Consider the following 22272-nt stretch of genomic DNA (forward strand, 5'->3'; position numbering starts at 1 on the left):
CCTAGTGCAGATGGGACAGAACGGCCTCGAAATGCGTGCTCACATTGAGCGCCGGCGCATGGCCGCAATCCGGCACTTCCAGCCAGGTCAGCAGACCTCGGGCACCGGGGCCACGCTGCAGCATCTGCTCGGCCACCGGCTTGAGCACCAGATCGGACTCCACGCCGCGCAGCAACAGCACGGGCAGTTGCAGCACGTCATAGTGATCCCAGAGCAGATAGTCGTTGTCATGCTCGGTGAACTGCTCGATCATGCGCGGATCGTAATGCGGGGTGACGCGGCCGTCATCGCAACGACGCGTGCTGGTCTCGGTCAGCTTGCGCCACTCGAAATCGCTGAGCCAGCCATAGGGCTTGTAGGCCGCGCGGAAAAAACCTTCCAGCTCGGCGACGGTGTCGAACACCGGCGGCCGGCCCGCGTAGCTCTTGATGCGGGCCAGCGCAGCCTCGGCCAGTTCGGGCGCATTGTCGTTGAGCGTGAGCGTGAGAATGCGCTGCCTGAGATCCGGCTCGAACAGGCCGGATGCACAGACCGTGCCTATCGCTCCGCCCATGCTGGTGCCCACCCAGTGCACCTGCTGCAGCGCCAGCGCATCCATCAGCTCGCGTGCCAGCCGGGCATAGAAGCGCAGCTGATACTCCTCGCGCGGGTTGCGGCTCCATTGGCTCAGGCCGCGGCCCAGCGTATCCGGGCAGATGACGCGATAGCCTTGCACCGCAAGAAACTGCGCCAGTGCATCCATGTCGCGCCCCGTGCGTGCCAGGCCATGCCAGGCGATCACCGTAGCCTTGGTCGGGCCTTGCGGCTTCCAGTCAAGGTAATGAATCTCGTAGCCAGCGCAGTTCGCATAGCAGGATGCCGGCACGATGGCCGCAGAAGCGCAGTGGTTGGGCATGGCAGGTTTCAGCATCAAAAAGGCCTCCAGCGCATATGTGATAAGCGCTATCAGCTATCAACTTCGGTAGTCAGCCGGCAGCCGTAGCCACCGGCCGGTCATGCGTATCAGTCCGGCACGCGGATGACTCCGGCACTGACCTCTATCCTGTCGGCCGCTGCCGGCGTGCCGGCAATCAGCGGCAGATTGGCTGGCTGTATAGCCGGTGCCTGGCCCGGGTTGCCACCACGCGGCACGGTGCGCACCACCTGGCTCGGAGGCAGCGCCTTGCCATTGGCAAGGTGGTCATACATGGCATCGAGCGCGCGGTTCAGATAGACATGCAGCGGGATGTAACGCGTGTCGTACCCCGGCAGCACGGTGGGCAGGCCGATGAAGCTGTCGAAGTGCTGGGCATTCGTGACCTCCACATAGCTGAGCTTGCTGGCAGCGCCTTCCACTTTCCGGTTGAGCGCCACATAGGGCCGCGTCGTGTGGTTCACGGGCAGCAGCGCATCCGCGCGGCCATGGACGATGATGGCCGGCTTGCCCTGCAGATTGCCGTTGCGCCTTGTCTCGTCGACACCGGCCTGCAGCGCCCTGGCGGCGCCATCATTGCCCGTGACGAGATTGCGCAGGCATAGCGCACCCGGCGTGTTCCAGTCGGCCAGGCCCGAGTTCACCGAGACGGAGAGGAAGTCGCGCGCGGCACCGAACTTGCCCTTGTTGTTGATGAGCTGCACGCCGCTCGATGGCGGCACGCCGTTGCCCGTGGAGAACATGCTGGCCAGCGCCTCTGGGGCCAACGGCGTCACTGCGCCCGCAGCCGTCGCACCGGCATAGCTGTAGCCGCAGAGGTTGTCCTTCACGCTGGCGCGCGAGAGCGAGTTGGCAAAAGTGACCGACACGGCGGGCGCCACCTCAAAGGCGGCCAGCGAGGCGTGCAGCTCGCTGGACTCCGGCTCCCAGCCATAGTCGCGCAGCTTCTGCAAAGCTTCTTCGGCCTGGGCCGCCGTGGTCGTGGCATTCAGCAAGCCGGCAGTCCTGAGTGCCGCGCAGCGGTTGGGCGCAATCGGCAGAGCCGTGCTGGCAAACCCCGCAGCAAACGCAGCCGCATAGGGAGATCCGCTGACCGATGCCGCCAGCGAGGCGCAGGATTGATAGAGGTTGGCATAGCTCGTGAAGTCCACCAGCGTCTTGCCCACCACAGGCAGTGCCGTGCCGCCGCGCTGCACGGTCACGCCGGGGCTGGCGGGCAACTCCACCGCAGGCTCGGACACGGCTACGCCGTTGATCAGCCCCTGCGAGTCCTGCTCGGCGGCGGCAATCGCCGCGCCGCCGCCGTTGGAGATGCTGGACGCGATGACGATGGTGTTGCTAGGCTTGAGCGTCCGCAGGCGTTCGCCCAGAATATTGCGGTCCCCATAGCGCTCGTTGAGCACGTAGTAGGCGAACTCCACGGCCTGCAGCGTGGTACGTCCCCAGTCCTTCTCTGGGTTCTGGCCCGAGTGCGCATGCTTGAAGGCAAAGCGGTTGGGCGTGGCAGTGTTGAAGACGGCCAGTTCGCCAGCCGTGAGCCCCGCATTGAATGCAGCCTGCTTGCCCGCTGCGGCAGCCGTGCTGCGCGTGCCGTCGATCAGCGGCACGGTGTCGTTCATGAGGTCGTGCGGAGCGGCGCCCGTGCCCTTGTCGGAATAGGCCACCGCGCAGCCGCGCTTGAGCCCCCATTCGCCCGTGGTGATGGCGCCGTACACGCCGCGCGAGCCCGAAGCCGTGGCGGTGATGATGCAGGCCTTCCTGGGATCGAAGCTGTCCGGCACCTGCACCATGAGCGTGACGTTCTTGCGGCCCGTGCCGTCGTCCGAGAACGCGATGTACTCGGTGCCGGCAATCCTGCCTTCGCCGGCCGTCACCCGGCCCTGCGCATCCACATTGGGGCCGTAGAGCGTGCCGTAGCCGCCCGCCGCAGTCATGTCCAGCATGGCGCGGTAATTGGTGTAGATGGCCAGGCGGCGCAGCTCGGCCGCCGTGGGTTGGAGCGCGCTGGCAAAGCCCGGCGCCGTGGCCACGGCCAGGCCGCTCTTGCCCAGGCCCGCGGTCAGCAGGTCATCGCTGCTGCCGTCATAGCTCTGCTGCCGCACCGTGCCCAGGTAACCGGGTTTGGCATTGAGCTCGCCTCCATCGCCGCCCCCGCAGGCGGTCAGCACGGCGGCCGCCAGCACCGCAAGGGCCGCGGGTGGCAAGGCAATCGCATAGGTCTTCTGCATGGGCTTTGTCTCCTGTCGTAGTGAAAGCAGTCAGAGAAGGGATGCCAGTAAAAGATGTCAGGGCTTGCGCGCCGCAGCCGCGCGCAGCCTCCCCACGACACCCGTGGGGAAGTAATAGACCGAAAGCACGAACAGCAGGCCCAGCCACAGCAGCCAGCGGTCGGGCGACAGCAGCGCGGCCAGCCAAGGCAGACTGGCACTGGCCTCGCTGGCCATGCGCAGCAGATCCTGCAGATAGCTCTGGGCGATCAGGAATACCACGGAGCCGATCACCGCGCCGTAGATGGTGCCCATGCCGCCGATCACCACAATGAGCAGACAGTCCATCATGATCTCGAACGAGAGCGAGGTATCGGGCCCGTTGTAGCGCAGCCAGACGGCCAGCATGGCGCCAGCCACGCAGGCGAACAGGGCCGACAGCACGCTGGAGGTGGTTCGATAGACCACCACGCGGTAGCCAATGGCTTCTGCACGGAATTCGTTCTCGCGGATGGCTTGCAGCACGCGGCCGAACGGCGAATTGACGATGCGCAGCAGCATCAGCACCAGGGCCACGGCCACGGCAAACAGCAGGTAGTAGCTGAGGATCTTGCCGTCGATGGTCACGCCGAAGATATCGTTCTCGAAAGGCTCGAAGCTGGGTGACAGCCATTCGGGCATCTTGAAGGTCAGGCCGTCCTCGCCCCCGGTCCAGTCCGACAGCTGCGACGCCAGGGTCTGAAATGCAGCCGCCACGGCCAGCGTGATCATGGCAAAGAAGATGGCACGCACACGCAGGGAGAACAGGCCGATGGCCAGGGACAAGAGCAGCGACACCAGCAGCGCCGCCCCCAGTCCCAGGGCCAGCGCCCCCCAGCCCGGCCCCAGCCTGCCTGAGGCAATGGCCACACCATAAGCGCCTATGCCGAAAAACATGGTGTGGGCAAAGCTGACGATGCCGGTATAGCCGAGTAGCAGATCAAAGCTGGCCACCAGCACCAAGAAGATCAGCACCTTGGCCGCCACATTGAGCGCCTTGACGCCGGGGAAGAGAAACGGCGCCAGGGCCAGGCCCGCGAAGATCAGCAACAACACCATGGCCAGCACGCGGCTGCGCGGCATGTCGCCGGAGAGCAAACGGTTGAGCATCAGACTAGCCTTTCAAACTTTCATGGCGCCACATATGCAGCCGGCATGCACCAAGCCAGTTGCCACCGAGCAAGGCCCTGGGCCGGCCGCGCCGCCCCGCAGCGAGGGTGGCGTCCTCCTTCCAGGGGGAAGGCGCGAAGCGACTCAGGGGGTATCTCATCTGTTGGCGACCGGATAGATGCCTTGGGGGCGCCACAGCAGGACGGCCACCATGAGCGCGATATTGGAAAACAGCGCCACCTTGGGCACCAGAAAGCCCGCGTAGTTGGCCATCAGTCCCACAAGCAGCGCACCGATCAGCGCACCGCCCGTGCTGCCCAGGCCGCCGATGATGATGACGATGAAGATCAGCACATTGACCTGGGCGCCCATCTGCGCCACCACGTTCTGCTGGTACAGGCCCCACATCACCCCACCCAGGCCGGCCAGGGCTGAGCCAGCGACGAACACGGCCACGAACAATCGGCGCACGCGGTAGCCCAGGGACTCGACCATCTCGCGGTCCTGCACGCCGGCGCGGATCAGCAGGCCGATCTTGGTGCGCGACAACATGAAGGCCAGCACGGCAAACACGGCAGCGCCCACCAGCACGGCAAAGACCCGGTATTTCTCCACGGCCGCATCGCCCAGCAGCCAGGCGCCCTTCATGGCTTCGGGCAGCGGCAGCGGAATCTGCTGCGGACCCCAGATGACCTTGATCAGCTCCTCGCCGATGATCATGCCGCCCATGGTGATGAGAATCTGCTTGAGGTGCTGGCCGTAGACGGGCCGCACGATGAAGCGCTCGAAGGCCAGGCCCAGGGCCCCAGCCACCAGCATGGCCACGACCATGGCCGGCAGCACGGCCACCAGGTTGCGCCACAGCTGCGCCGAGCCCGTCCAGTCGCCCATGGCACCGAGCACGCTGGTGGCGACGAAGGCGCCCAGCGCGATGAACACGCCATGGCCGAAGTTGAGCACGTCCATGAGGCCGAACACCAGGGTCAGCCCCGAGGCGATGATGAAGATGATCATGCCCATTGCCAGGCCAGCCACCGTCAGCGTAAGCCAGGTGCTGGGAGAGCCCACCAGGGGCAAGGTAGCAAGCGCCAGCAGCGGCACCAGCAGCAGCGGCTTGTAATCCAGGTCCTTGCGTATCATGTCCTCACCTCGGCGCGAACTTTCATATCCATAGCGGCCTGCGCTTGACCAGCAAGCGCTCGATCTGCTTTTTGCTTTGACTCTTGTGACTTCATAGCGCCAGCCCCAGCAGCGACTGCTGCAGTTCCTCGTCGGCCGCAAGATCGGCCATGCGGCCCGCGTGCACGACACGGCCGTTGTCCATTACAGCCACGCCGTCGCCCAGGCGCTTGGCGAAGGCAAGGTTCTGCTCGACCAGCAAAATGCTCACGCCGCTGGCCTTGAGCTGGGCGAAGGCCTCGATCATGTTGTTGATGATGGCCGGAGCCAGGCCTTTGCTGGGTTCATCCACGATGAGCAGATCGCGCGGCTCGACGATGGCGCGCGCCACGGCCACCATCTGCTTTTGCCCGCCGCTGAGCTTGCCGGCCGGATGGTCCCAGAATTTCTGCACGGCCGGGAACAGCTCGTAGATCCAGTCCAGGCGCGAGCGGTCCATACGCGCCGCATGCGAGGCCGAGCGTGCAGCCAGCAGCAGGTTTTCCTTGACCGTGAGGTCGGCAAAAATGCCCATGTTCTCAGGCACATAGGCGATGTTGAGCTGGGCAATCGCCGGCGTGGCCAGGCGCGTGATGTCCTGCCGGCCAAAGCGGATGCAGCCCTGGCCGGCCTGCCACAGGCCCATGATGGTGCGCAGCATGGTGGTCTTGCCCGCGCCATTGCGGCCCAGCAGCATGGTGACCTCGCCGCGCGGCACAGCCAAATCCACGCCGTGCAGGATGTGATAGGCGCCTATATGGGTGTGCACGCCCTGGAGCTCCAACAGTATCTCGCTCATGGTTGTTCTCCTCTTCCCCCTGACGGGGGAAGGCCGGGATGGGGGTGAGCGTCAGTGCCGCCAACGGCATCCTGGGGCGTCAGCCCCAGGTATGCCTGCTGCACCACGGGCGAGGCAATGACTTCGGCCGGTTTGCCGTCGGCCACCAGCGTGCCATTGGTCAGCACGATGATGCGGTCGGCCAGTTCGCGCACCACGTCCATCTTGTGCTCCACCAGCAAAATGATCTTGCTGCGATCCTTCTTGAGTTCGCGTATCAGGTCCAGAATCACCGGCGCCTCGTCATGGCTCATGCCCGCCGTAGGCTCGTCGAACATATAGACCTTCGGCTCCAGCGCCATGAGCAGCGCCACCTCAAGCTTGCGCTGGTCGCCATGCGGCAGGGCCGAAACCGGCTCATCGCGCCGCGCCCACAGCGCCACCTGCTCCAGGATTTGCTGCGCGCGCGCCAGCAATGCGCGGTGGTCGCTCCAGATGCTCCAGAGATTCATGCCGCGCCGGTGCGCGCCCTGGCGCGTGGCCTGCACGGCCAGGCGCACGTTCTCCAGCACCGACAGGGCCGGGAACAGATTCGTGAGCTGAAAGGCCCGCCCCAGGCCGGCACGCGTGCGCGCCGAAGGCGGCAGGCCCGTAAGGTCGCGCCCCTGCAACGACACCCTGCCCTCCGTGGCCCGCAACTGCCCCGAGATCAGATTGAAGTAAGTGGTCTTGCCCGCGCCATTGGGGCCGACGATGGCCGTCAGCGTGCCCGGCTCGAAGGAGCAGGTCACGCCGTTGACCGCAACATGACCGCCAAAGCGGACGGTGAGCTTGTCAGTGGTCAGCATGAGAAATAGGCAAATACAGCCCCTAGCGCCTTACACACAAGCGCATGCAGCTATCAAAAAGTGAACTGAACCTTGCCCGCACGCTGACCAAGTCAGAGACGCCGAGCAAGAGCCGCCTCACGGCGATGGCGTCGTTCCCCTCTCGACGAGAGAGGGGACGCCCGGTTAGGGGAAGGCGCGGGGCCGCCTAGGCGAAGTAACTCAGGGGGTGGTTACCGTCCGTTCCGGACGGGAACGTTCATTTCTTCAGGCTTGATCTCGCGCACCAGCTCGGGCACGCCCCAGGCCATGGCCGGATCGTTCTTGATCCTGAAGTGGTACATGCTCTGCATGGCCTGGTGATCTTCCTTGCGGAAGGTCATGACGCCCTTGGGTGTATCGAAGCTCATGCCTTCCATGGCCTTGATCAAGGTGTTGGTCTTGGTGTCGCCGCCTGTCTTCTTGAGTGCCGTGACGATGGCCATGGCGGCCGAGAAACCGCCCGCCGTGAAGAAGTCCGGCGGAGCCTTGAACTGCTTGTAACTCATGGAGACCATGGCTTCGTTCACCGGGTTCTTGGGAATGCCGAAGTAATAGTAGGTGGCGCCCTCCATGCCCGGCAGATTCTTGTAGGCCGCCATGGCGGGCAGTATGTTGCCGCCCGTGGCGATCTCGATGCCGTAGCGCTTGAGGTCCATGTCGACGATCTTGAAGGGGTTGCCGGCACCGGCCCAGACAATCCAGATCACCTTCCTGCCCGGAACATCCTTGAGCCTGTCGATCAGGCGCTGGGCCCCGGCCGTGAAATCGGTGGTGGCGGCGGGCAGGTACTCCTCATGCACCAGCTTGCCTTTCTTGACCGCTTCCTTGAAGGCCTTGACGCCGTCGCGACCGAAGGCATTGTCCTGGGCCAGCGTCGCAATCGTCACGCCGGGCCTGTCGATGGCCACGGCATTGCTGATCGCGTCCTGGCTGGAGTTGCGGCCGGTGCGGAAGATGTACTTGTTCCACTTGTCGCCGGTGATGGAATCGGCCACGGCGGGCTCGACGATCAGGATCTTCTTGTACTCCTCGGCCACGGGCAGCATGGCCAGCGCCACGCCCGACGCGCTGGGGCCGACAGCCAGATCTGCCTTGTCGTCCGAATAGGCTGCGGCCAGCAGGCTCTTGCCCAGATCGGGCTTGCCCTGGTCATCCTTTTCGATAAGCACCAGCTTCTTGCCTGCCACCGTCATGCTGCCGCCCGTGGCATATTCAAGCCCCATCAGCAGCCCGGCCTGGGTCTGCTTGCCGTAGGCCTCCAGCGGTCCGGTCTTGCTGTAGACATGGGCAATGCGGATTTCGGATTGCGCCAGGGCGCCGGGAACATGAACCACCATGGCCGCCAGAACGGCCGCCTGCAGCAGGCTGCGCTTGTGCATGTGTTGTCTCCTTGAGGATGGATGCGGTGTGTCCGCTTGTCTTTCTATGGTGTGCAGACAGCAGTCTTCGTGCCAGTCTGGTTTTCCTCTGAGGAGCCGCCATACGCAGCTCTATATCGTCTGAAAATCAGGCAATAAATGTCTTTAATTCAGACAGTGACTGATTTCAATACAAATCAACAACCGCCTTAGGGCTCGTCTCTGGCTTTGCTCAATCCGCCATGAAAAAAGGATCACCGGGGTGATCCTTGTGGCTTTCATGCGGCATCGCGTTTTCTGTCCAGCTCCAGCAGCCGCACGGCGTTGTCCTTGAGAATGCCGGGCATGACCTCGGGCTTGAAGCCGGCGACCTCGAAGTCCTTCATCCAGCGCTCGGGCGTGATCAGCGGGAAGTCGCTGCCGAACAGCACACGGTCCTTGAGCAGGGTGTTGGCGTACTGCACCAGCTGCTTGGGGAAATACTTGGGACTCCAGCCCGAAAGATCGATCCAGACATTGGGCTTGTGCAGCGCCACCGAGATCGCCTCGTCCTGCCAGGGAAAGCTGGGATGGGCCATGACGATCTGCATATCGCCGAAGTCCACGGCCACGTCGTCCAGCAGCATGGGGTTGCTGTAGGCCAGGCGCAGACCGCCGCCGCACTTCATGCCGCTGCCGATGCCGCTGTGGCCGGTGTGGAAGATGGCGGGCAGCTTGTAGTGGTTGATGACCTCGTAGATGGGCCAGGCCATGCGGTCATAGGGATGGAAGCCCTGCACCGTGGGATGGAACTTGAAGCCCTTGACGCCGCATTCGGTGATCAGGCGCTCGGCCTCGCGCGCGCCCATCTTGCCCTTGTGCGGGTCGATGCTGGCGAACGCCACCATCATGTCGCTGTTCTCGCGCGCGGCATCGGCGATCTCTTCGTTGGGGATGCGGCGGCGACCCAATTGCGCCTCGCTGTCCACCGTGAACATCACCAGACCGATCTTGCGCTCGCGGTAATAGGCAATGGTTTCGGCGATCGTCGGGCGCAGCGAGCTGCCGAAGTATTTGTCGGCCGCGCGGTCGTACTCCTCGCCGTAGCTGTCAAAGGGATTGCGGCAGCTGACTTCCGCATGGGTGTGGAAATCGATGGCGATCAGATCTTGATGGTTCATGGGTGGGTCTGCTTTGGGTATTGAGTCAAATCAGCCTCAAGCGCCTGTCACGCCTGCGGTACCTGCTCTCGAAATTGAATGAAGAAATCAATGCTGGATGGATTGGCCATGGCATCGGGGCTGGCCACCTTGGCCGCGTCCGCGCCCAGCAGCAGCTTGCGCACCGGCACCTCCATCTTCTTGCCGGTGAGGGTGCGCGGAATCTCGGCCACCTGAACCACCACATTGGGCACATGACGTGCCGAAGCCTTGGTCTTGATGGCGTTCTTGATCTGGGCGGTCAGCTCGCCCGTCAATGCCTGGCCTTCGGCCAGAGTCACGAACAGCGGCATGAAGGAAGGTCGACCCAGATATTCAAGGTCGACCACCAGGCTGTCCTTGACGGCGTCGAGCTCCTCGACGACACGGTAGATCTCCGCCGTGCCCATGCGTATGCCGAAGCGGTTGATGGTGCTGTCCGAGCGTCCGTAGATCACGGCCGTGCCGCGCTCGCTGAACTCGATCCAGTCACCATGGCGCCAGCAGCCGGCAAACACGTCGAAATAGCTGTCGTGGTAGCGCGCCCCGCTCTCGTCGTTCCAGAAGAACACGGGCATGGAGGGCATGGGCTCGGTAATCACCAGTTCGCCGACTTCGGCGATCACCCTCTGGCCCTGTTCGTTGAAGGCATGGGCGGCCACGCCCAGTTCGCGGCACTGAATCTCGCCCGCGTTGACGGGCAGTATGGGCGCGCAGGCCACAAAGCCCGAGGCGATATCCGTGCCGCCGCTGATCGAGGCCAGCCACAGATCTCTTTTGACGTTCTCGTAGACCCAGGCATAGGCATCGAGAGGCAGCGGCGAGCCCGTGGAGTTGATGGCACGCAGCTTCTCGAACTGGCGCCCCCTCTTCGGCGAGATGCCATCCTTCATGCTCTTGGTGAGGAAGGCCGCACCGCAACCGAAGATGCTGACCTGGTATTGGTCGATGAAGTCCCAGAGCGCATCGTCGCTCGGCGCCGTTGGGTTGCCGTCGGACAGGACCACGGTCGCGCCGGCCAGCAGGCTGCCTATCATCAGGTTCCAGACAATCCAGCCCGTGCTGCCCAGGAACATGAAACGATCGCCGGGCAACACGTCGTGCTGCAGGCGATTGGTTTTGAGATGGGTGAGCACGATGCCGCCATGACTGTGCACCATGGCCTTGGGCAGGCCGGTGGTTCCCGACGAGTACACCACCCACAGCGGATGGGAGAACGGCAGGCGCTCAAACTGCAGCGGCGCTGCGTGGCACGTTGCATCGGCCCAACTCATGCAGTCACGCCAAGGCACGGCCGCGTGTTCGGCATCGCTGCCGAACAAGGGCCCCGGCACATGAATCACCCGGGCAATATCGGGCAGACCCTGGAGCACCTCGTCCAGCACTTCACGGCGATCGAACTGCCTGCCGGCATAGCTATAGCTGTCGGTCGCGAAAATCAGCTTGGGCGCAATCTGCTGGAAGCGATCCAGCACCACGGATACGCCCATCTCCGGCGCGCAACTGGACCAGATGGCGCCGATGCTGGCACAGGCCAGAAACGCCACCACGGTCTGCGGCACATTGGGCAGATAGGCCACCACGCGATCGCCACGCACTATGCCCAGACCGCGTAGGCTTGCCGCCAGGGCGCCCACATCGCGCTGCAGCTGCTGCCAGGAGACTTCGACTGGGGTCTGGCCCTCGCAGCGCGCAATGATGGCCGGACGCTGGTCGCTGGCCTGGCGGAAGATGTGTTCGGCATAGTTGAGCCGGGTTTCGGGAAACCACTCGGCACCCGGCATCTTGCGGCCGGCCAGCACCTGCGTCGGGTCACCATCGGCCTGAATGTCGAAATAGTCCCAGACGGAGCGCCAAAAGCCTTCGATATCCGTCGCCGACCATTGCCACAGCGCTTCATAGTCGGAGAAGTCACGGCCACGGCTGTCGCGCAGCCAGTCCATGTAATGCCACAGGCCGCTTTGCTCCTGCTGCTTCTGCGTGGGCCTCCACAACTCCTGCCCTTGTACCAATGCCATGCTGTCTCCGGACTCAAATTAGATATTTTTTATAACTATAAAAACAAACCAAGTCCTACCCACCAAGGGCAATCCCTAGCATGGCTCAGAAATTCAGCTTCTCGAGCCGGTCGTAGAGCTTGGCGCGCGATATGCCGAGCGTCCTTGCAACGGCCAGCTTGTTGCCTCCATGGGCCTGCATCGCGGCCCTTATCGCACGGGCTTCGAGCTCGGCCATTTGCTCGGCAAGCGGCTTGAGCAAATCGCCTGCCGCAGCCACGGGTTCCTGCGCCAAGGGCTGCCGATGCGGAACCTGCAGCTCTACCCCGGACGAGCGCAGCACCTGTGCCAGCAGGCCGGCATCAATGTGCGAGTCATCGCAGCGCATGGCTGCTTGCTCCAGCACATTGCGCAGCTCGCGAATATTGCCGCGCCAGGCCTGTGCGACCAGCAATTCCAGCGCCCCCTTTCCCAGCTCCGGCGGAACCATGTCGTTGCGCAGCGCCAGGTCCTCGCAGAGCATTTCCACCAGGGCTGGGATATCGCTGCTGCGCTCGCGCAGCGGCGGCACGCGCACGGGCAGCACATGCAGCCGGTAGAACAGGTCTTCCCGGAAGCGCCCGTCGCGCACCATCTGCAGCAGATCCCGAGAGGTGGCGGCCACCACGCGTACATCGAAATGCACGATCTGGTTGGAGCCCAGCGGCTCGATCTCTCCCTCCTGCAAGGCCCGCAGCAGCTTGGCCTGCAGACTGGCGGGCATGTCGCCGATTTCGTCGAGAAACAGGGTGCCGCCATCGGCGAGCTTGAACTTGCCATCGCGCGTCTTGCGGTCGGCTCCGGTGAATGCGCCCGGAGCCACGCCGAAGAATTCGGCCTCCAGCAGCGTTTCGGGAATGGCCGCGATATTGACGCTCACAAAAGGACCAGCAGACCGCGCCGATGCGGCATGGATGGCATGGGCCAGCACCTCCTTGCCGGTACCGGTCTCGCCCAGCAGCAGCACCGGGCTCATGGACTGGGCCGCCCGCCGCGCCTGGCGCTTGACCTCGACCGCAGCCGGGCTGCTGCCCACAAAGCTGGCAAAGCTGTATTTGCTGCGGCGCGAACCCTGTACGGACGCCTGCAGGCTGCGGCTGCGCTGGGCAGCCAGCTCGCGCCGCGCTTCATCGAGATCGCGCTGCAGCATCGCAAACTTGCTGATCAGCGGCTGCAAGGTCGTCTCGGGCTGATCGAACAGCACAATGCCGATGGCACCGATCACGCCACCTTCATCGTCATGCAGCGGCAGGCGGCTGACGACAAAGGTTCCGGCGCTATTGGTCAGTAGATCGATCAGGACCGGCTTGCCGGTCTCCAGCACGCTGCGCATCTGCGTGTTGGGGATGACCTCCTCCACCTTATGCCCGAGAAAATCGCCCACACCGGCTACTCCCAGGCGTGGCAAAAAACGCTCGTAGCCTTTGTTGACCCAGACAATGCGCCCGCTTCTGTCGACCAGAAACATGCCCTGGCTCATTGACGAGAACAGCTGAAACATGGACCGTGCCGCCAATGCATAGATGCCGTCGGCATCGTCGGGCAGCTCGCAAGCGAAATCGTTGGGTAGCCGTTGGCTCATTTCCATCATTGCGCCATGGTAGGGCGACATTGCCCCAAAACCATCGGCACAGACCTCCAGCTAGCGCATTCAAAGCAATGCATTAGCCGGCCTCCATAAAAAAATCCCCTGTCCAGCTCACCGAACAGGGGATATGAATGCAACGGGCTCCATGCGTACAGCACCCGCAGCAGGCTAGGAAACGGGACTCAGGCGGCGCTTGCCTCCCGGGCCTGCTTGGCCTCCGACAGGCGCTTGAGCACACGGGGAATGATCAGTACGGCCAGCACGATGATGATCAGCGTCAGCGACATGGGACGCTGCAGGAAGATCCACCAGCTGCCTTCGCCGATCGACACGGCATTGCGCATCTGCGCTTCCGCCAAGGGGCCGAGTATCATGCCCACCACCACGGGAGCGGTGGGGAAGTCGAAGCGGCGCATGATCACACCGAGCAAGCCAATGCCGTAGAGCAGGAACAGGTCGAACGCGCTCTGGCGCATGCCGTAGGCACCGACCGTTGCAAAGATCAAGATGCCGGCATACAGCTGGGGACGCGGAATCTTCAACAGCTTGACCCACAGACCCACCATGGGCAGGTTGAGCACCAGCAGCATCACGTTGCCGATGTACAGCGAGGCAATCAGCGCCCAGACCAGGGCCGCCGAGCTGGTGAACAGCTGGGGGCCGGGGTTGATACCGTAGTTCTGGAAGGCACCCAGCAGCACGGCCGTGGTGTTGCTGGTGGGAATACCGAGCGTCAGCAGCGGAATCAGGGCTGCGGTCACGGTGGCATTGTTCGCAGCCTCCGGACCGGCCACGCCTTCGATGGCGCCCTTGCCGCCGAACTCGGCCTTGTCTTCGCCCTTGGCCAGCTTCTTCTCGGTCGCGTAGCTCAGAAAGGTCGGGATCTCGGTGCCGCCAGCGGGAATGCAGCCAAACGGTGTACCCAGCAGCGTGCCGCGCATCCAGGCGGGCCAGGAACGCTTCCAGTCACGCTTGGTCATGTGCACACGGGTCAGCTTGTTCTGCGACTCCTCGACCTTGCCTTCATACATGGCGGCATACAGCACTTCGGCCACGGCAAACAGACCCACGGCCACCAGCACGATGTCGATGCCGTCCAGCAGTTCCATCTTGCCGCCGGTATAGCGCGCGGCACCGGAGATCTGATCCATGCCGATGCAGCCTGCAGCCAGGCCGACAAACAGCGCCGTCATGCCGCGCAGCGAGCTTTGGCCCAGCACGGCGCTCACGGTGGTGAAGGCCAGCACCATCAGCATGAAGTACTCGGGCGGGCCCAGCTTCACGGCAAAGTCGGCGACATAGGGAGCGAACAGGGTCACCACCACGGTGGCAAAGGTCCCCGCGACAAACGAGCCGATGGCGGCGGTTGCCAGCGCCGCGCCCGCTCGGCCGCTCTTGGCCATCTTGTTGCCCTCCATGGCCGTGACCATGGACGCCGTCTCGCCGGGCGTGTTCAGCAGAATCGAGGTGGTCGAGCCGCCATACATGGCACCGTAGTAGATGCCGGCAAAAAAGATCATGGATGCCGTCACATCCACCTTGGCGGTGATGGGCAGCAGCATGGCCACTGCCACGGCCGGGCCGATACCGGGCAGCACGCCCACAGCCGTACCCAAGGCACAGCCCACCAGGGCCCACAACAGATTGACGGGCGTGATGGCGGTGGCAAAGCCTGCCATCAAAGCATTGAAGATATCCATTACAGCCACCCCGTCTGAGTCAAGCCAGGCAGATTGATTGCCAGGAACTGAGTAAACATCCAGAAAACGGGCGCTGAAATCAGCAAGCCAGTGATCACATCCTTCACCCAGGTACCGATTTCAGAGGCCTGAGGCTGATGCGCGGCGCGGCGCAGGCCTTGCACGGCCAAGACATAGCAAATCGTGCAACTGAAGATAAAGCCAACGGTTCCAATCAAAGCCGCATTGATCAGCAGACCTGCAGAAACCCAGACAAAAGACAATATATCGGCCTTGGCATGGCCGCCAGGATCCGCCGCATGGCGAAAGCCGCCGCTCCGAGCTTCCCAGATCAGCAACGCACCGCAAACGGCCAGCACGATGGCGCACAGCCAGGGCAGAAAGTTTGGGCCGACGCCGCCGTAGCCCGAATCGGAAGGAATCTGCAGTGCGCCGACAGCCAGGCCAACAGCGACCAGCAACACGCCAGAACCGACAATGGTTTGCGCTCTTTTGGACGGTACATTGGGGCTTTGCGGCTCATCGGGGTCTGCATAGGCCGAAACCTGTGCGGCCTCCGCTGCCCGGGCCAGATCTTGGAATGAATCAGACATGATGAATGTGTTTGATTTCAATGGTTTTCGGAACCCGTCAGAGCAAACTTGCCAGTAGCTCTCACGGCATCATGGGGTTGCACAAACCCTGGCTTGCGCCGTCAGGGGCAGGCCATCAATCAGTGCGGGGGAAAACAGCAGGACACAACGCGATCAGGGCTGAAGTCGCCAGCCCTGTACCATGTCCCTGGAGCGTGTTCACGCGCCAGAGGCCGCTGCAGAACGCAGCGGCCTGGTGATCATCAGATCATGCCGGACTTGGCCATGGTAGCGCGCAGGCTGGCGAACTCGTCATCCACGAACTTGCCAAAGGCATCGCCGCCCAGCCAGGCAGGTGTCCAGTCGTTCTTCTGCAGCGCTTCGGCCCAGGCCTTGCTCTTGGTGGCTTTTTCGATCTGGGCGACCAGTTCGTCGCGCTGGGCCTTGGAAATGCCGGGCGCGCCATACACACCGCGCCAGTTGCCGATTTCCACATTGATGCCCTGCTCCTTGAGCGTGGGAATGCTGGAGGCCGAACCCTTGAGGCGTTGAGCCGAAGTCACGCCGATGGGCTTCATCTTGCCGGTTGCGATGTATTCCGCAAACTCGCTGAAGCCGCTGCCGCCCACGGTGACGTTGCCGCCCAGAATGGCGGAGATGGCCTCGCCGCCCCCACGGAAAGCCACGTAGTTGATCTTGGCTGGGTCCACACCCACTTCACGGGCGATCATGGCCGCCGCAATATGTTCGGTGGAGCCGCGCGAGCCACCGCCCCACTTGATGGATCCAGGGTCCTTCTTGAGCTGGGCCACCACTTCCGCCATATTCTTGTAGGGCGAATTGGCGGGCAGCACAAACACGTTGTACTCGCTAGTCAGGCGCGCCAGAGGCGTGGCCTGGCTCAGGTTGACGGGAGGCTTGCCGGTAATGATGCCGCCCAGCATCACGGCGCCCATGACCATCATGGCATTGGGATCGCCCTTGCTACCGTTGACGAACTGGGCCAGACCGATGGCGCCGGCAGCGCCACCCTTGTTGTCATAGGTGACGGAAGAAGCTACACCTGCGTCCTGCAAGGCCTTGCCCAGGGCACGGCCTGTCGTGTCCCAGCCGCCACCAGGGTTGGCGGGCAGCATCATCTTGATGGCTGCCGCTGCCTGGGCCGACAGGGGCAAAGCACCGGCCGCCGCCAGGGCTGCCAGAGACTTCAGAAACGTATCACGACGCATGATGTACTCCTTATGTAGTTGGTGAATGCAATCATGGACAGCCTGCCTGTCAAACGGCTGTCCAATCACCTAGGGCTATCCCTTAAGCAAGCCCGGTAGTTTCACGACTTGTCTTCGCATTCGCAGCGCAGTGCTATGTTCGGCTCCATGCAATTACTGCTTGTTGAAGATGATTCCGCCATGCGCACCACGCTGCAGCGCACCCTGATGCGCCGCGGGCTGCATGTGGATGTGGCGGCCGACGGCCCCAGTGCCCTTGCTCACTGGCAGACCCGCGAACCCGATGCCGTGGTGCTGGACCTGAGCCTGCCCGGCCTCGACGGCCTGCAGGTGCTGGAGCGCGCCCGGGCCCTGGGCCTGCGCACACCGGTACTGATACTGACGGCACGTGGCACCGTGGGCGACCGCGTCATGGGGCTGAACGCCGGTGCCGACGACTATCTGGCCAAGCCCTTTGACCTCGACGAACTGGAAGCACGCCTGCGCGCCCTGCTGCGCCGCAGCCAGGATAGCTTCACACCCAGATCGGCCTCTGAAGTTATCACCCTGGGCGCATTGCGCTATGAAAAGGAAAGCGGCGCCATTTATCTCGACGACAAGGTCCTGGAGCTGACCCCGCGCGAGCTGTCCATGATGCATGCGCTGCTGGCCCGCCCCGGCCATGCGGTCACCAAGGAGCGGCTGTTCAGTCTGGTCTTCCCCGGCGAGGTCGATGTGCAATACGAGGCCGTGGAAGTCGTGGCTTACCGGCTGCGCAAAAAGCTGGGCGGCACCGGCGTGCAACTGGTCACGCTGCGCGGACTGGGCTATCTGGTCAAGGCCGAGGCGGCCGCATGACAGCGGCTGGTGCCAAAGCGCGGCTCAAGACGGCCTGGTCACTGCGGCGCCTGCTGCTCACCGGCATCTTGCTGCCTGTGCTGGCGCTGATTGCCCTCAACGCCTGGAGCCTCTATCAGCAAACCCTGGCATCGCTGCACACGGCTTACGACAGAACCCTGCTGGCCTCGGCCAAAAGCATCAGCGAGCAAATCGGCGTCACGGGATACGACGATCAGGCACAGTTGCGCGCCATCGTTCCCTATTCGGCACTGGAAATTTTCGAGGCTGACAACCAGAGCCGCATGTTCTACCGCGTCTCCACGCTGGACGGACAGTTGATCTCCGGCTTCGAGGAACTGCCAGTCTGGAACGGCAGGATTCCGCAGCGCCCGCCCTATGCGGCGCTGGTGGACTTCTACGACGACGAGTTTCGCGGCCACCCCGTGCGCGTGGCCGTGCTGCTGCAGCCGGTTGCCAGTGCCAACGGACGCGGCATGGCCGTGATCCAGGTGGCCGAAACCCTGGAACTGCGCGAATCCCTGGCCTTGCAGATTCTGCGTGACACCTTGATTCGTCAAGCCTTGCTGGTGCTGGTCGTCGCCCTGATCGTGATCATCGTGGTGCAGCGCGCCACCCAGCCCATACGCCAGCTCAGCCAGGATCTGCAGGGCCGTGCCCAGGGGGATCTGAGTCCGCTGGCTGCGCCCGAGGTCCCGCGCGAAGTCCAGCCCCTGCTGGAAGCCACCAACCAGACCATGCAGCGCCTGCAAGGCCTGCTGAGCAATCAGAAGCGCTTTGTGCGCGACGCCTCGCACCAGCTGCGCACGCCGCTGGCCGTGCTCAAGGTTCAGGTTCAGTCAGCCAAGCGCGGCGATATTCCTCCGGCCCAGGCCTTTGCCGAGATTGACGACACGGTGGACCGCGCCACCCGCGTCGCCAATCAGATGCTGGCCCTGGCCAAGGTCGAGCAGCTACGCCAGGAAGACAGCAACCAGAGCAGCGCCATGCTCGCCCAGCTCGACGATATCGTGCGCGACGTGGCGCTGGAGCTGTCGCCGCTGATTGCCGATCACGACATGGACTTCGGCATCGAAACCCAGGCCTGCTGCGTGGCCGCCCATGAATGGATGCTGCGCGAGCTGACCCGCAACCTGCTGCACAACGCCATACGCCACACCCCCAGGCACGGAAGTCTGCAGATCGATGTGCGCGCGCACGACGGCATGGCGCAGCTGAGTATCGAAGACAGCGGCAGCGGCATCGACGATGAACTGGCCCAGCGACTGTTCCAGCCCTTTTCGGCGGGCAACACGCGCAGCGGCTCGGGCCTGGGCCTGGCCATCTGCCAGGAGATCGTGCAGACCCTGGGCGGCCAGATCGAGCTGCGCAACCTGCACGACGAACTCGGCCGCGTGCGTGGCCTGCAGGCGCTGATTCAGCTGCCCCTGCACAATGGCGATGCCCAGGACATGGATACTGCTCTGACTTGAATCGCCATCCCTTCACGCCGCAAAATACCGATATGAGTGAAACTGAATCCATGCGTCTGGACAAATGGCTGTGGTGCGCGCGGTTCTACAAGACCCGCAGCCTGGCTGTGGAGGAGATTGGCAAAGGCCGGGTCACGGTCAACAACGCCAATGCCAAGGCCTCGCGTGAAATCCGCCCGGGCGACCACATCCACCTGCGCCAGGGCAATATTCCCAGGGAAGTCATAGTGCGCGGGCTGAGCGGCATGCGCGGCCCGGCACCCGTGGCCCAACAGCTATACGAGGAAACGGCGCAAAGCATTGCCCAGCGCGAACAGCTGGCCGAGCAGCGCCGTCTGGCACCTGAGCCCGCCGAAGCACTGGCGGCCCAGCACACCGGCCGCCCCACCAAGCGTGACCGCCGCGAAATCGACCGCGTGCAGCACAACAGCGGCTGGGGCGACCGCTGGAGCGCTTCCATCGATGACTGAAAGCCTTCGCCCATGAAGCGCAGGCTGCTGATCTCCACACTCTCCACCCTGGCAGTTGCGGCAACCGGCGCCTTGAGCTGGTCGTGGCTGCGCAAGCGTCAGGGCAGTACCGAACGTCGAGCCGTGATCCAGATGGTCTTCAGCCAGGCGCTGCCGCCGCTAAGCGCCCAGCATCTGCAGCTGATGCGCCTGCTGCGGGTGCAGTGGATGCCCGTAGAGTCTGGGGCACCCGGCTTCGATCCCGTGCAGCCCTTCGGCGGCGATCTGTCCACCCTCGACACGGCCCAGCAGGTGCTGCGCAATCACGATCCTGCTCTGGCCACCAGGCTCCTGGCCGAGGTCTGCCTTTGGCTGCCGCAGTTTGTGGCCACCGCCACCTTGGCGCCCGGTCGCTATGCCTTGCCGCCCGACTTCTCAGGTCAGGCGCCAGACAGCAGCTTCGACTTTCGTCCCGAACACCTGACGCTGCTGCATGCCGCCCTGTGGCGAGAAGTCGGTACCGATGACCTGCCTTATGTCTTGGCCGAGGAGGAAGACGGCCAGGCGATCTGGCCCTTGCCCTATATCGACGGCAAGCGGCCGTATGGCGACCGCAGCTACTACCAGATCGACATGGCCGACATTCTGGGCAAGCCCTATGCCAGGAACGCACAGGGCCAGTACATTTTGCCGCCCCAGAAAGACGAGGCGCTCAAACAGCTGCATCTGCAAACCCAAGCCGCGCTGCAGATCCTGATCATGCATGGAACGCCCTCAGGGATCCGAAGCTTGGCGACGTAAGCAGGGACAGGACTGTGGCAAAGTCCACCCCTAATAAAATATGAGCATTTAGCGCTTTATTACAAAGCTTTTCAGGAAACTTTCACCTTGAAAAGCTTTCAAAGCTTGCGCAAGCAGCTCTTATTCTAGTAGCAATCACTCCTCCTCGATGACGGCCAGACTCGCTCTTGCGCCTGGGCTGCTGGCACTCTTTTCATCTCCCTCGGCCTTCTTCGCGCATGTCTTCCGCTTTTTCAGCATCGCTCTCCTCTTTCTCCTCACGCTCCCCGCTATGGCTGCGCCATGCCGGCATCGCAATGCTGGCCATCGGCAGCGTGGCCTGCTCCGCCCGGATGCCTGCACCCTCGGCAGCGGTCGGCCCAGCATCGCTCATCCAGGTCAAGAATCCCACGCGCAGCACCCAGGGCTTTGAGCAATGCCCGCAGTTCTTTGCCAATGGCAAGCCCCCCGTGCTCAGCGATCAGCCCAAGCTGCGTGCGCTGTGCTATGACGCGTTTGCCGTGCTGCACAGCGGCCAGAGCAAGACGCCCGTCTTCGTTGCTCAACGTCTGAACAAGGCCCTGGTCGCCGATGCCGACGAAAAACGCACCAACAAGTTCTACAGCGATGCCCGCCTGCCCCGCGATGAACGCGCCGAGCTGGACGACTACAAGCGCTCCGGCTACTCACGCGGCCACATGGCTCCCGCTGGCGACATGCCGAGCGCACAGGCCATGGCCCAGAGCTTCTCGCTGGCCAATATGGTGCCCCAGTCCATCAAGCAGAACGGCGGCCCCTGGACTCGCATCGAAAAAGACACGCGCAGCTATGTGCAACGGGCTCAGGGCGATGTCTACATCATCACCGGCCCGGTCTTTGATACCAATGCAGCCTCCGTCGGCCACAACCAGGTGCGTGTGCCCAGCTTTCTCTACAAGCTGGTTTATGACGCTCAGAGCCAGCGTGCCTGGGCGCACTGGCAGGCCAATGATGATGCGGCCCGTGTCACCGAGCCCATCAGCTACGCGGAGCTGGTGCGCCGCACCGGCATCGAATTCCTGCCCGGCGCTGCGCTGCAAGCCTCGGGCAAGCTCCAGCAGACGTCCATGCTTCCTGCGCAGAGACACTGATTTACCGTGTCCCCAATCAAAAAGCCTGCTGGCGCAAGCCAGCAGGCCTTTTATGGTTCTCTGTCTTACTTGCCCGGCTTGAACAATTCCAGCTCATCCGCCGTCAGCCAGCGCCATTGGCCTGGCTCCAGCTCTGCCGGCAACTCCAGGCCACCGATTCTTCTGCGATGCAGACCTTCGACCCGATTGCTCACGGCCGCAATCATGCGCTTGACCTGGTGATACTTGCCCTCGGTCAGCGTCAGATCCAGCACATGGCTGTCAACCTGCTCGCAGGCCGCAGCCTTGACGGGCTTGGGATCATCATCGAGTACGACACCATCCAGCAGCCGCTGTATCTGCTTGGCATCCACCGGATGCTTGCAAGTCACCCGATAAACCTTGGAGACATGCTTTTTGGGCGACGACATGCGGTGGATGAACTGGCCATCGTCGCTGAGCAGCAGCATGCCCGTCGTATCCTGATCCAGGCGCCCCACCGCCTGAACACCTTGCACCGCCCCTTTGTTGGGTCGTTGACGCAGCGGAGCTGGCAGCAAGGTGTAGATGCTGGGATAGGCCGATGGCTTTTGCGAGCATTCGGTGCCAGCAGGCTTGTTCAGCAGCACATAACCCAGCTCGTGATACTCCCACTCCACGCCTTGCACCTTGAAGCGCAGACCTTCGGGATCCACCTGCTGGGTGGAATCCAGGACCTTCTCCCAGTCAGAAGTCTGCGGGTTCCACAGCTCCACCCAGCCTTGCTGCACCAAGCCGGAGCAGACACGGCGAATGCCAAAGCCTTGTGAATACAACATGTCCTGCAGCTGCATGCTCATCCTTTCCATGTCCACTACTGCGCAAGCAATATCAAGAATACCGATTAATCA

Annotated in this window: 19 protein-coding genes; 5 read left to right on the forward strand and 14 right to left on the reverse strand. The window is 63.2% G+C overall.

All coding sequences use genetic code 11. The annotated features are described in order from the left end of the window. Position 1: 1 nt before the first annotated feature. The 13 genes from AAIL66_RS21350 to AAIL66_RS21410 all read right to left on the reverse strand — a co-directional run bounded on the left by AAIL66_RS21350 (position 2) and on the right by AAIL66_RS21410 (position 16735). Positions 2-910, reverse strand: coding sequence for an alpha/beta hydrolase (locus AAIL66_RS21350; RefSeq protein WP_343497708.1), 909 nt, complete (start codon positions 908-910; stop codon positions 2-4). A 92-nt stretch (positions 911-1002) separates the two neighbouring features. After that, positions 1003-3141 (reverse strand): D-(-)-3-hydroxybutyrate oligomer hydrolase, encoded by a 2139-nt coding sequence (locus tag AAIL66_RS21355; protein WP_343497709.1) that lies wholly within the window; start codon positions 3139-3141, stop codon positions 1003-1005. Positions 3142-3198: 57 nt separating this feature from the next. After that, the gene (locus AAIL66_RS21360; RefSeq protein ID WP_343497710.1) at positions 3199-4269 is read right to left on the reverse strand and encodes a branched-chain amino acid ABC transporter permease; all 1071 of its coding nucleotides are present in this window, start codon (positions 4267-4269) and stop codon (positions 3199-3201) included. Between the two features lie 156 nt (positions 4270-4425). Then, a complete protein-coding gene (locus AAIL66_RS21365) occupies positions 4426-5409 on the reverse strand; it encodes a branched-chain amino acid ABC transporter permease (protein ID WP_034357952.1) in 984 nt (327 codons plus the stop codon). 91 nt (positions 5410-5500) lie between these two features. Next, on the reverse strand, positions 5501-6226 hold the full coding sequence (locus tag AAIL66_RS21370; protein ID WP_343497711.1) for an ABC transporter ATP-binding protein: 726 nt from the start codon (positions 6224-6226) through the stop codon (positions 5501-5503). After that, entirely contained in the window at positions 6223-7053 is an 831-nt protein-coding gene (locus tag AAIL66_RS21375; RefSeq protein ID WP_034357948.1) for an ABC transporter ATP-binding protein, read from the reverse strand. The genes AAIL66_RS21370 and AAIL66_RS21375 overlap by 4 nt, the downstream gene beginning before the upstream one ends. Positions 7054-7265: 212 nt before the next feature. Next, entirely contained in the window at positions 7266-8453 is a 1188-nt protein-coding gene (locus AAIL66_RS21380) for a substrate-binding domain-containing protein (RefSeq protein WP_034357945.1), read from the reverse strand. A gap of 257 nt (positions 8454-8710) precedes the next feature. Then, entirely contained in the window at positions 8711-9592 is an 882-nt protein-coding gene (locus tag AAIL66_RS21385) for an amidohydrolase family protein (RefSeq protein ID WP_034357944.1), read from the reverse strand. Positions 9593-9639: 47 nt separating this feature from the next. Then, positions 9640-11628 carry an acetoacetate--CoA ligase gene (locus AAIL66_RS21390; RefSeq protein WP_343497712.1) on the reverse strand — a complete coding sequence of 663 codons (1989 nt, stop codon included), beginning with the start codon at positions 11626-11628 and terminating at the stop codon, positions 9640-9642. 85 nt (positions 11629-11713) lie between these two features. Then, positions 11714-13228, reverse strand: a complete 1515-nt coding sequence (locus AAIL66_RS21395; protein ID WP_046462610.1) for a sigma-54-dependent Fis family transcriptional regulator — start codon at positions 13226-13228, stop codon at positions 11714-11716. A 188-nt stretch (positions 13229-13416) separates the two neighbouring features. Further along, positions 13417-14934 carry a tripartite tricarboxylate transporter permease gene (locus AAIL66_RS21400; RefSeq protein ID WP_003068815.1) on the reverse strand — a complete coding sequence of 506 codons (1518 nt, stop codon included), beginning with the start codon at positions 14932-14934 and terminating at the stop codon, positions 13417-13419. Beyond that, positions 14934-15527, reverse strand: coding sequence for a tripartite tricarboxylate transporter TctB family protein (locus tag AAIL66_RS21405; RefSeq protein ID WP_003068813.1), 594 nt, complete (start codon positions 15525-15527; stop codon positions 14934-14936). Before AAIL66_RS21405 ends, AAIL66_RS21400 begins: the two co-directional genes overlap by 1 nt. 242 nt (positions 15528-15769) lie before the next feature. Then, entirely contained in the window at positions 15770-16735 is a 966-nt protein-coding gene (locus AAIL66_RS21410) for a tripartite tricarboxylate transporter substrate-binding protein (protein ID WP_343497713.1), read from the reverse strand. A gap of 135 nt (positions 16736-16870) precedes the next feature. On the opposite strand from AAIL66_RS21410, the gene AAIL66_RS21415 reads away from it, so the two are divergent. The 5 genes from AAIL66_RS21415 (at position 16871) to AAIL66_RS21435 (ending at position 21403) form a co-directional block, all read left to right on the forward strand. Next, positions 16871-17572, forward strand: a complete 702-nt coding sequence (locus tag AAIL66_RS21415; RefSeq protein WP_034357937.1) for a response regulator — start codon at positions 16871-16873, stop codon at positions 17570-17572. After that, positions 17569-19044: a sensor histidine kinase gene (locus tag AAIL66_RS21420; RefSeq protein ID WP_034357934.1), complete on the forward strand. Its 1476-nt coding sequence runs from the start codon at positions 17569-17571 to the stop codon at positions 19042-19044. Before AAIL66_RS21415 ends, AAIL66_RS21420 begins: the two co-directional genes overlap by 4 nt. A 32-nt stretch (positions 19045-19076) precedes the next feature. Next, positions 19077-19514 (forward strand): RNA-binding S4 domain-containing protein, encoded by a 438-nt coding sequence (locus tag AAIL66_RS21425; protein ID WP_034357932.1) that lies wholly within the window; start codon positions 19077-19079, stop codon positions 19512-19514. 12 nt (positions 19515-19526) lie between these two features. Then, the gene (locus tag AAIL66_RS21430; protein ID WP_034357930.1) at positions 19527-20294 is read left to right on the forward strand and encodes a hypothetical protein; all 768 of its coding nucleotides are present in this window, start codon (positions 19527-19529) and stop codon (positions 20292-20294) included. Between the two features lie 296 nt (positions 20295-20590). After that, complete coding sequence (locus tag AAIL66_RS21435) at positions 20591-21403, forward strand: DNA/RNA non-specific endonuclease (protein WP_343497714.1); 813 nt, start codon at positions 20591-20593, stop codon at positions 21401-21403. 65 nt (positions 21404-21468) lie between these two features. On the opposite strand, the gene AAIL66_RS21440 is transcribed toward AAIL66_RS21435, so the two are convergent. Then, positions 21469-22215: a 16S rRNA pseudouridine(516) synthase gene (locus tag AAIL66_RS21440; RefSeq protein ID WP_034378344.1), complete on the reverse strand. Its 747-nt coding sequence runs from the start codon at positions 22213-22215 to the stop codon at positions 21469-21471. Positions 22216-22272 lie beyond the last annotated feature (57 nt).

Origin of the sequence: Comamonas sp. F1-6, assembly GCF_039581415.1 — a bacterium.
Lineage (GTDB): Bacteria > Pseudomonadota > Gammaproteobacteria > Burkholderiales > Burkholderiaceae_C > Comamonas > Comamonas thiooxydans.

What these genes read in the sequence shown, in the direction of transcription:
- AAIL66_RS21365 (WP_034357952.1), bottom strand. Translation starts at nt 5,409, where the DNA reads ATGATACGCAAGGACCTGGATTACAAGCCGCTGCTGCTGGTGCCGCTG.
- AAIL66_RS21430 (WP_034357930.1), top strand. Translation starts at nt 19,527, where the DNA reads ATGAAGCGCAGGCTGCTGATCTCCACACTCTCCACCCTGGCAGTTGCG.
- AAIL66_RS21375 (WP_034357948.1), bottom strand. Translation starts at nt 7,053, where the DNA reads ATGCTGACCACTGACAAGCTCACCGTCCGCTTTGGCGGTCATGTTGCG.
- AAIL66_RS21390 (WP_343497712.1), bottom strand. Translation starts at nt 11,628, where the DNA reads ATGGCATTGGTACAAGGGCAGGAGTTGTGGAGGCCCACGCAGAAGCAG.
- AAIL66_RS21410 (WP_343497713.1), bottom strand. Translation starts at nt 16,735, where the DNA reads ATGCGTCGTGATACGTTTCTGAAGTCTCTGGCAGCCCTGGCGGCGGCC.
- AAIL66_RS21435 (WP_343497714.1), top strand. Translation starts at nt 20,591, where the DNA reads ATGCTGGCCATCGGCAGCGTGGCCTGCTCCGCCCGGATGCCTGCACCC.
- AAIL66_RS21400 (WP_003068815.1), bottom strand. Translation starts at nt 14,934, where the DNA reads ATGGATATCTTCAATGCTTTGATGGCAGGCTTTGCCACCGCCATCACG.
- AAIL66_RS21370 (WP_343497711.1), bottom strand. Translation starts at nt 6,226, where the DNA reads ATGAGCGAGATACTGTTGGAGCTCCAGGGCGTGCACACCCATATAGGC.
- AAIL66_RS21425 (WP_034357932.1), top strand. Translation starts at nt 19,077, where the DNA reads ATGAGTGAAACTGAATCCATGCGTCTGGACAAATGGCTGTGGTGCGCG.
- AAIL66_RS21360 (WP_343497710.1), bottom strand. Translation starts at nt 4,269, where the DNA reads ATGCTCAACCGTTTGCTCTCCGGCGACATGCCGCGCAGCCGCGTGCTG.
- AAIL66_RS21355 (WP_343497709.1), bottom strand. Translation starts at nt 3,141, where the DNA reads ATGCAGAAGACCTATGCGATTGCCTTGCCACCCGCGGCCCTTGCGGTG.
- AAIL66_RS21380 (WP_034357945.1), bottom strand. Translation starts at nt 8,453, where the DNA reads ATGCACAAGCGCAGCCTGCTGCAGGCGGCCGTTCTGGCGGCCATGGTG.
- AAIL66_RS21350 (WP_343497708.1), bottom strand. Translation starts at nt 910, where the DNA reads ATGCTGAAACCTGCCATGCCCAACCACTGCGCTTCTGCGGCCATCGTG.
- AAIL66_RS21420 (WP_034357934.1), top strand. Translation starts at nt 17,569, where the DNA reads ATGACAGCGGCTGGTGCCAAAGCGCGGCTCAAGACGGCCTGGTCACTG.
- AAIL66_RS21415 (WP_034357937.1), top strand. Translation starts at nt 16,871, where the DNA reads ATGTTCGGCTCCATGCAATTACTGCTTGTTGAAGATGATTCCGCCATG.
- AAIL66_RS21405 (WP_003068813.1), bottom strand. Translation starts at nt 15,527, where the DNA reads ATGTCTGATTCATTCCAAGATCTGGCCCGGGCAGCGGAGGCCGCACAG.
- AAIL66_RS21440 (WP_034378344.1), bottom strand. Translation starts at nt 22,215, where the DNA reads ATGCAGCTGCAGGACATGTTGTATTCACAAGGCTTTGGCATTCGCCGT.
- AAIL66_RS21385 (WP_034357944.1), bottom strand. Translation starts at nt 9,592, where the DNA reads ATGAACCATCAAGATCTGATCGCCATCGATTTCCACACCCATGCGGAA.
- AAIL66_RS21395 (WP_046462610.1), bottom strand. Translation starts at nt 13,228, where the DNA reads ATGAGCCAACGGCTACCCAACGATTTCGCTTGCGAGCTGCCCGACGAT.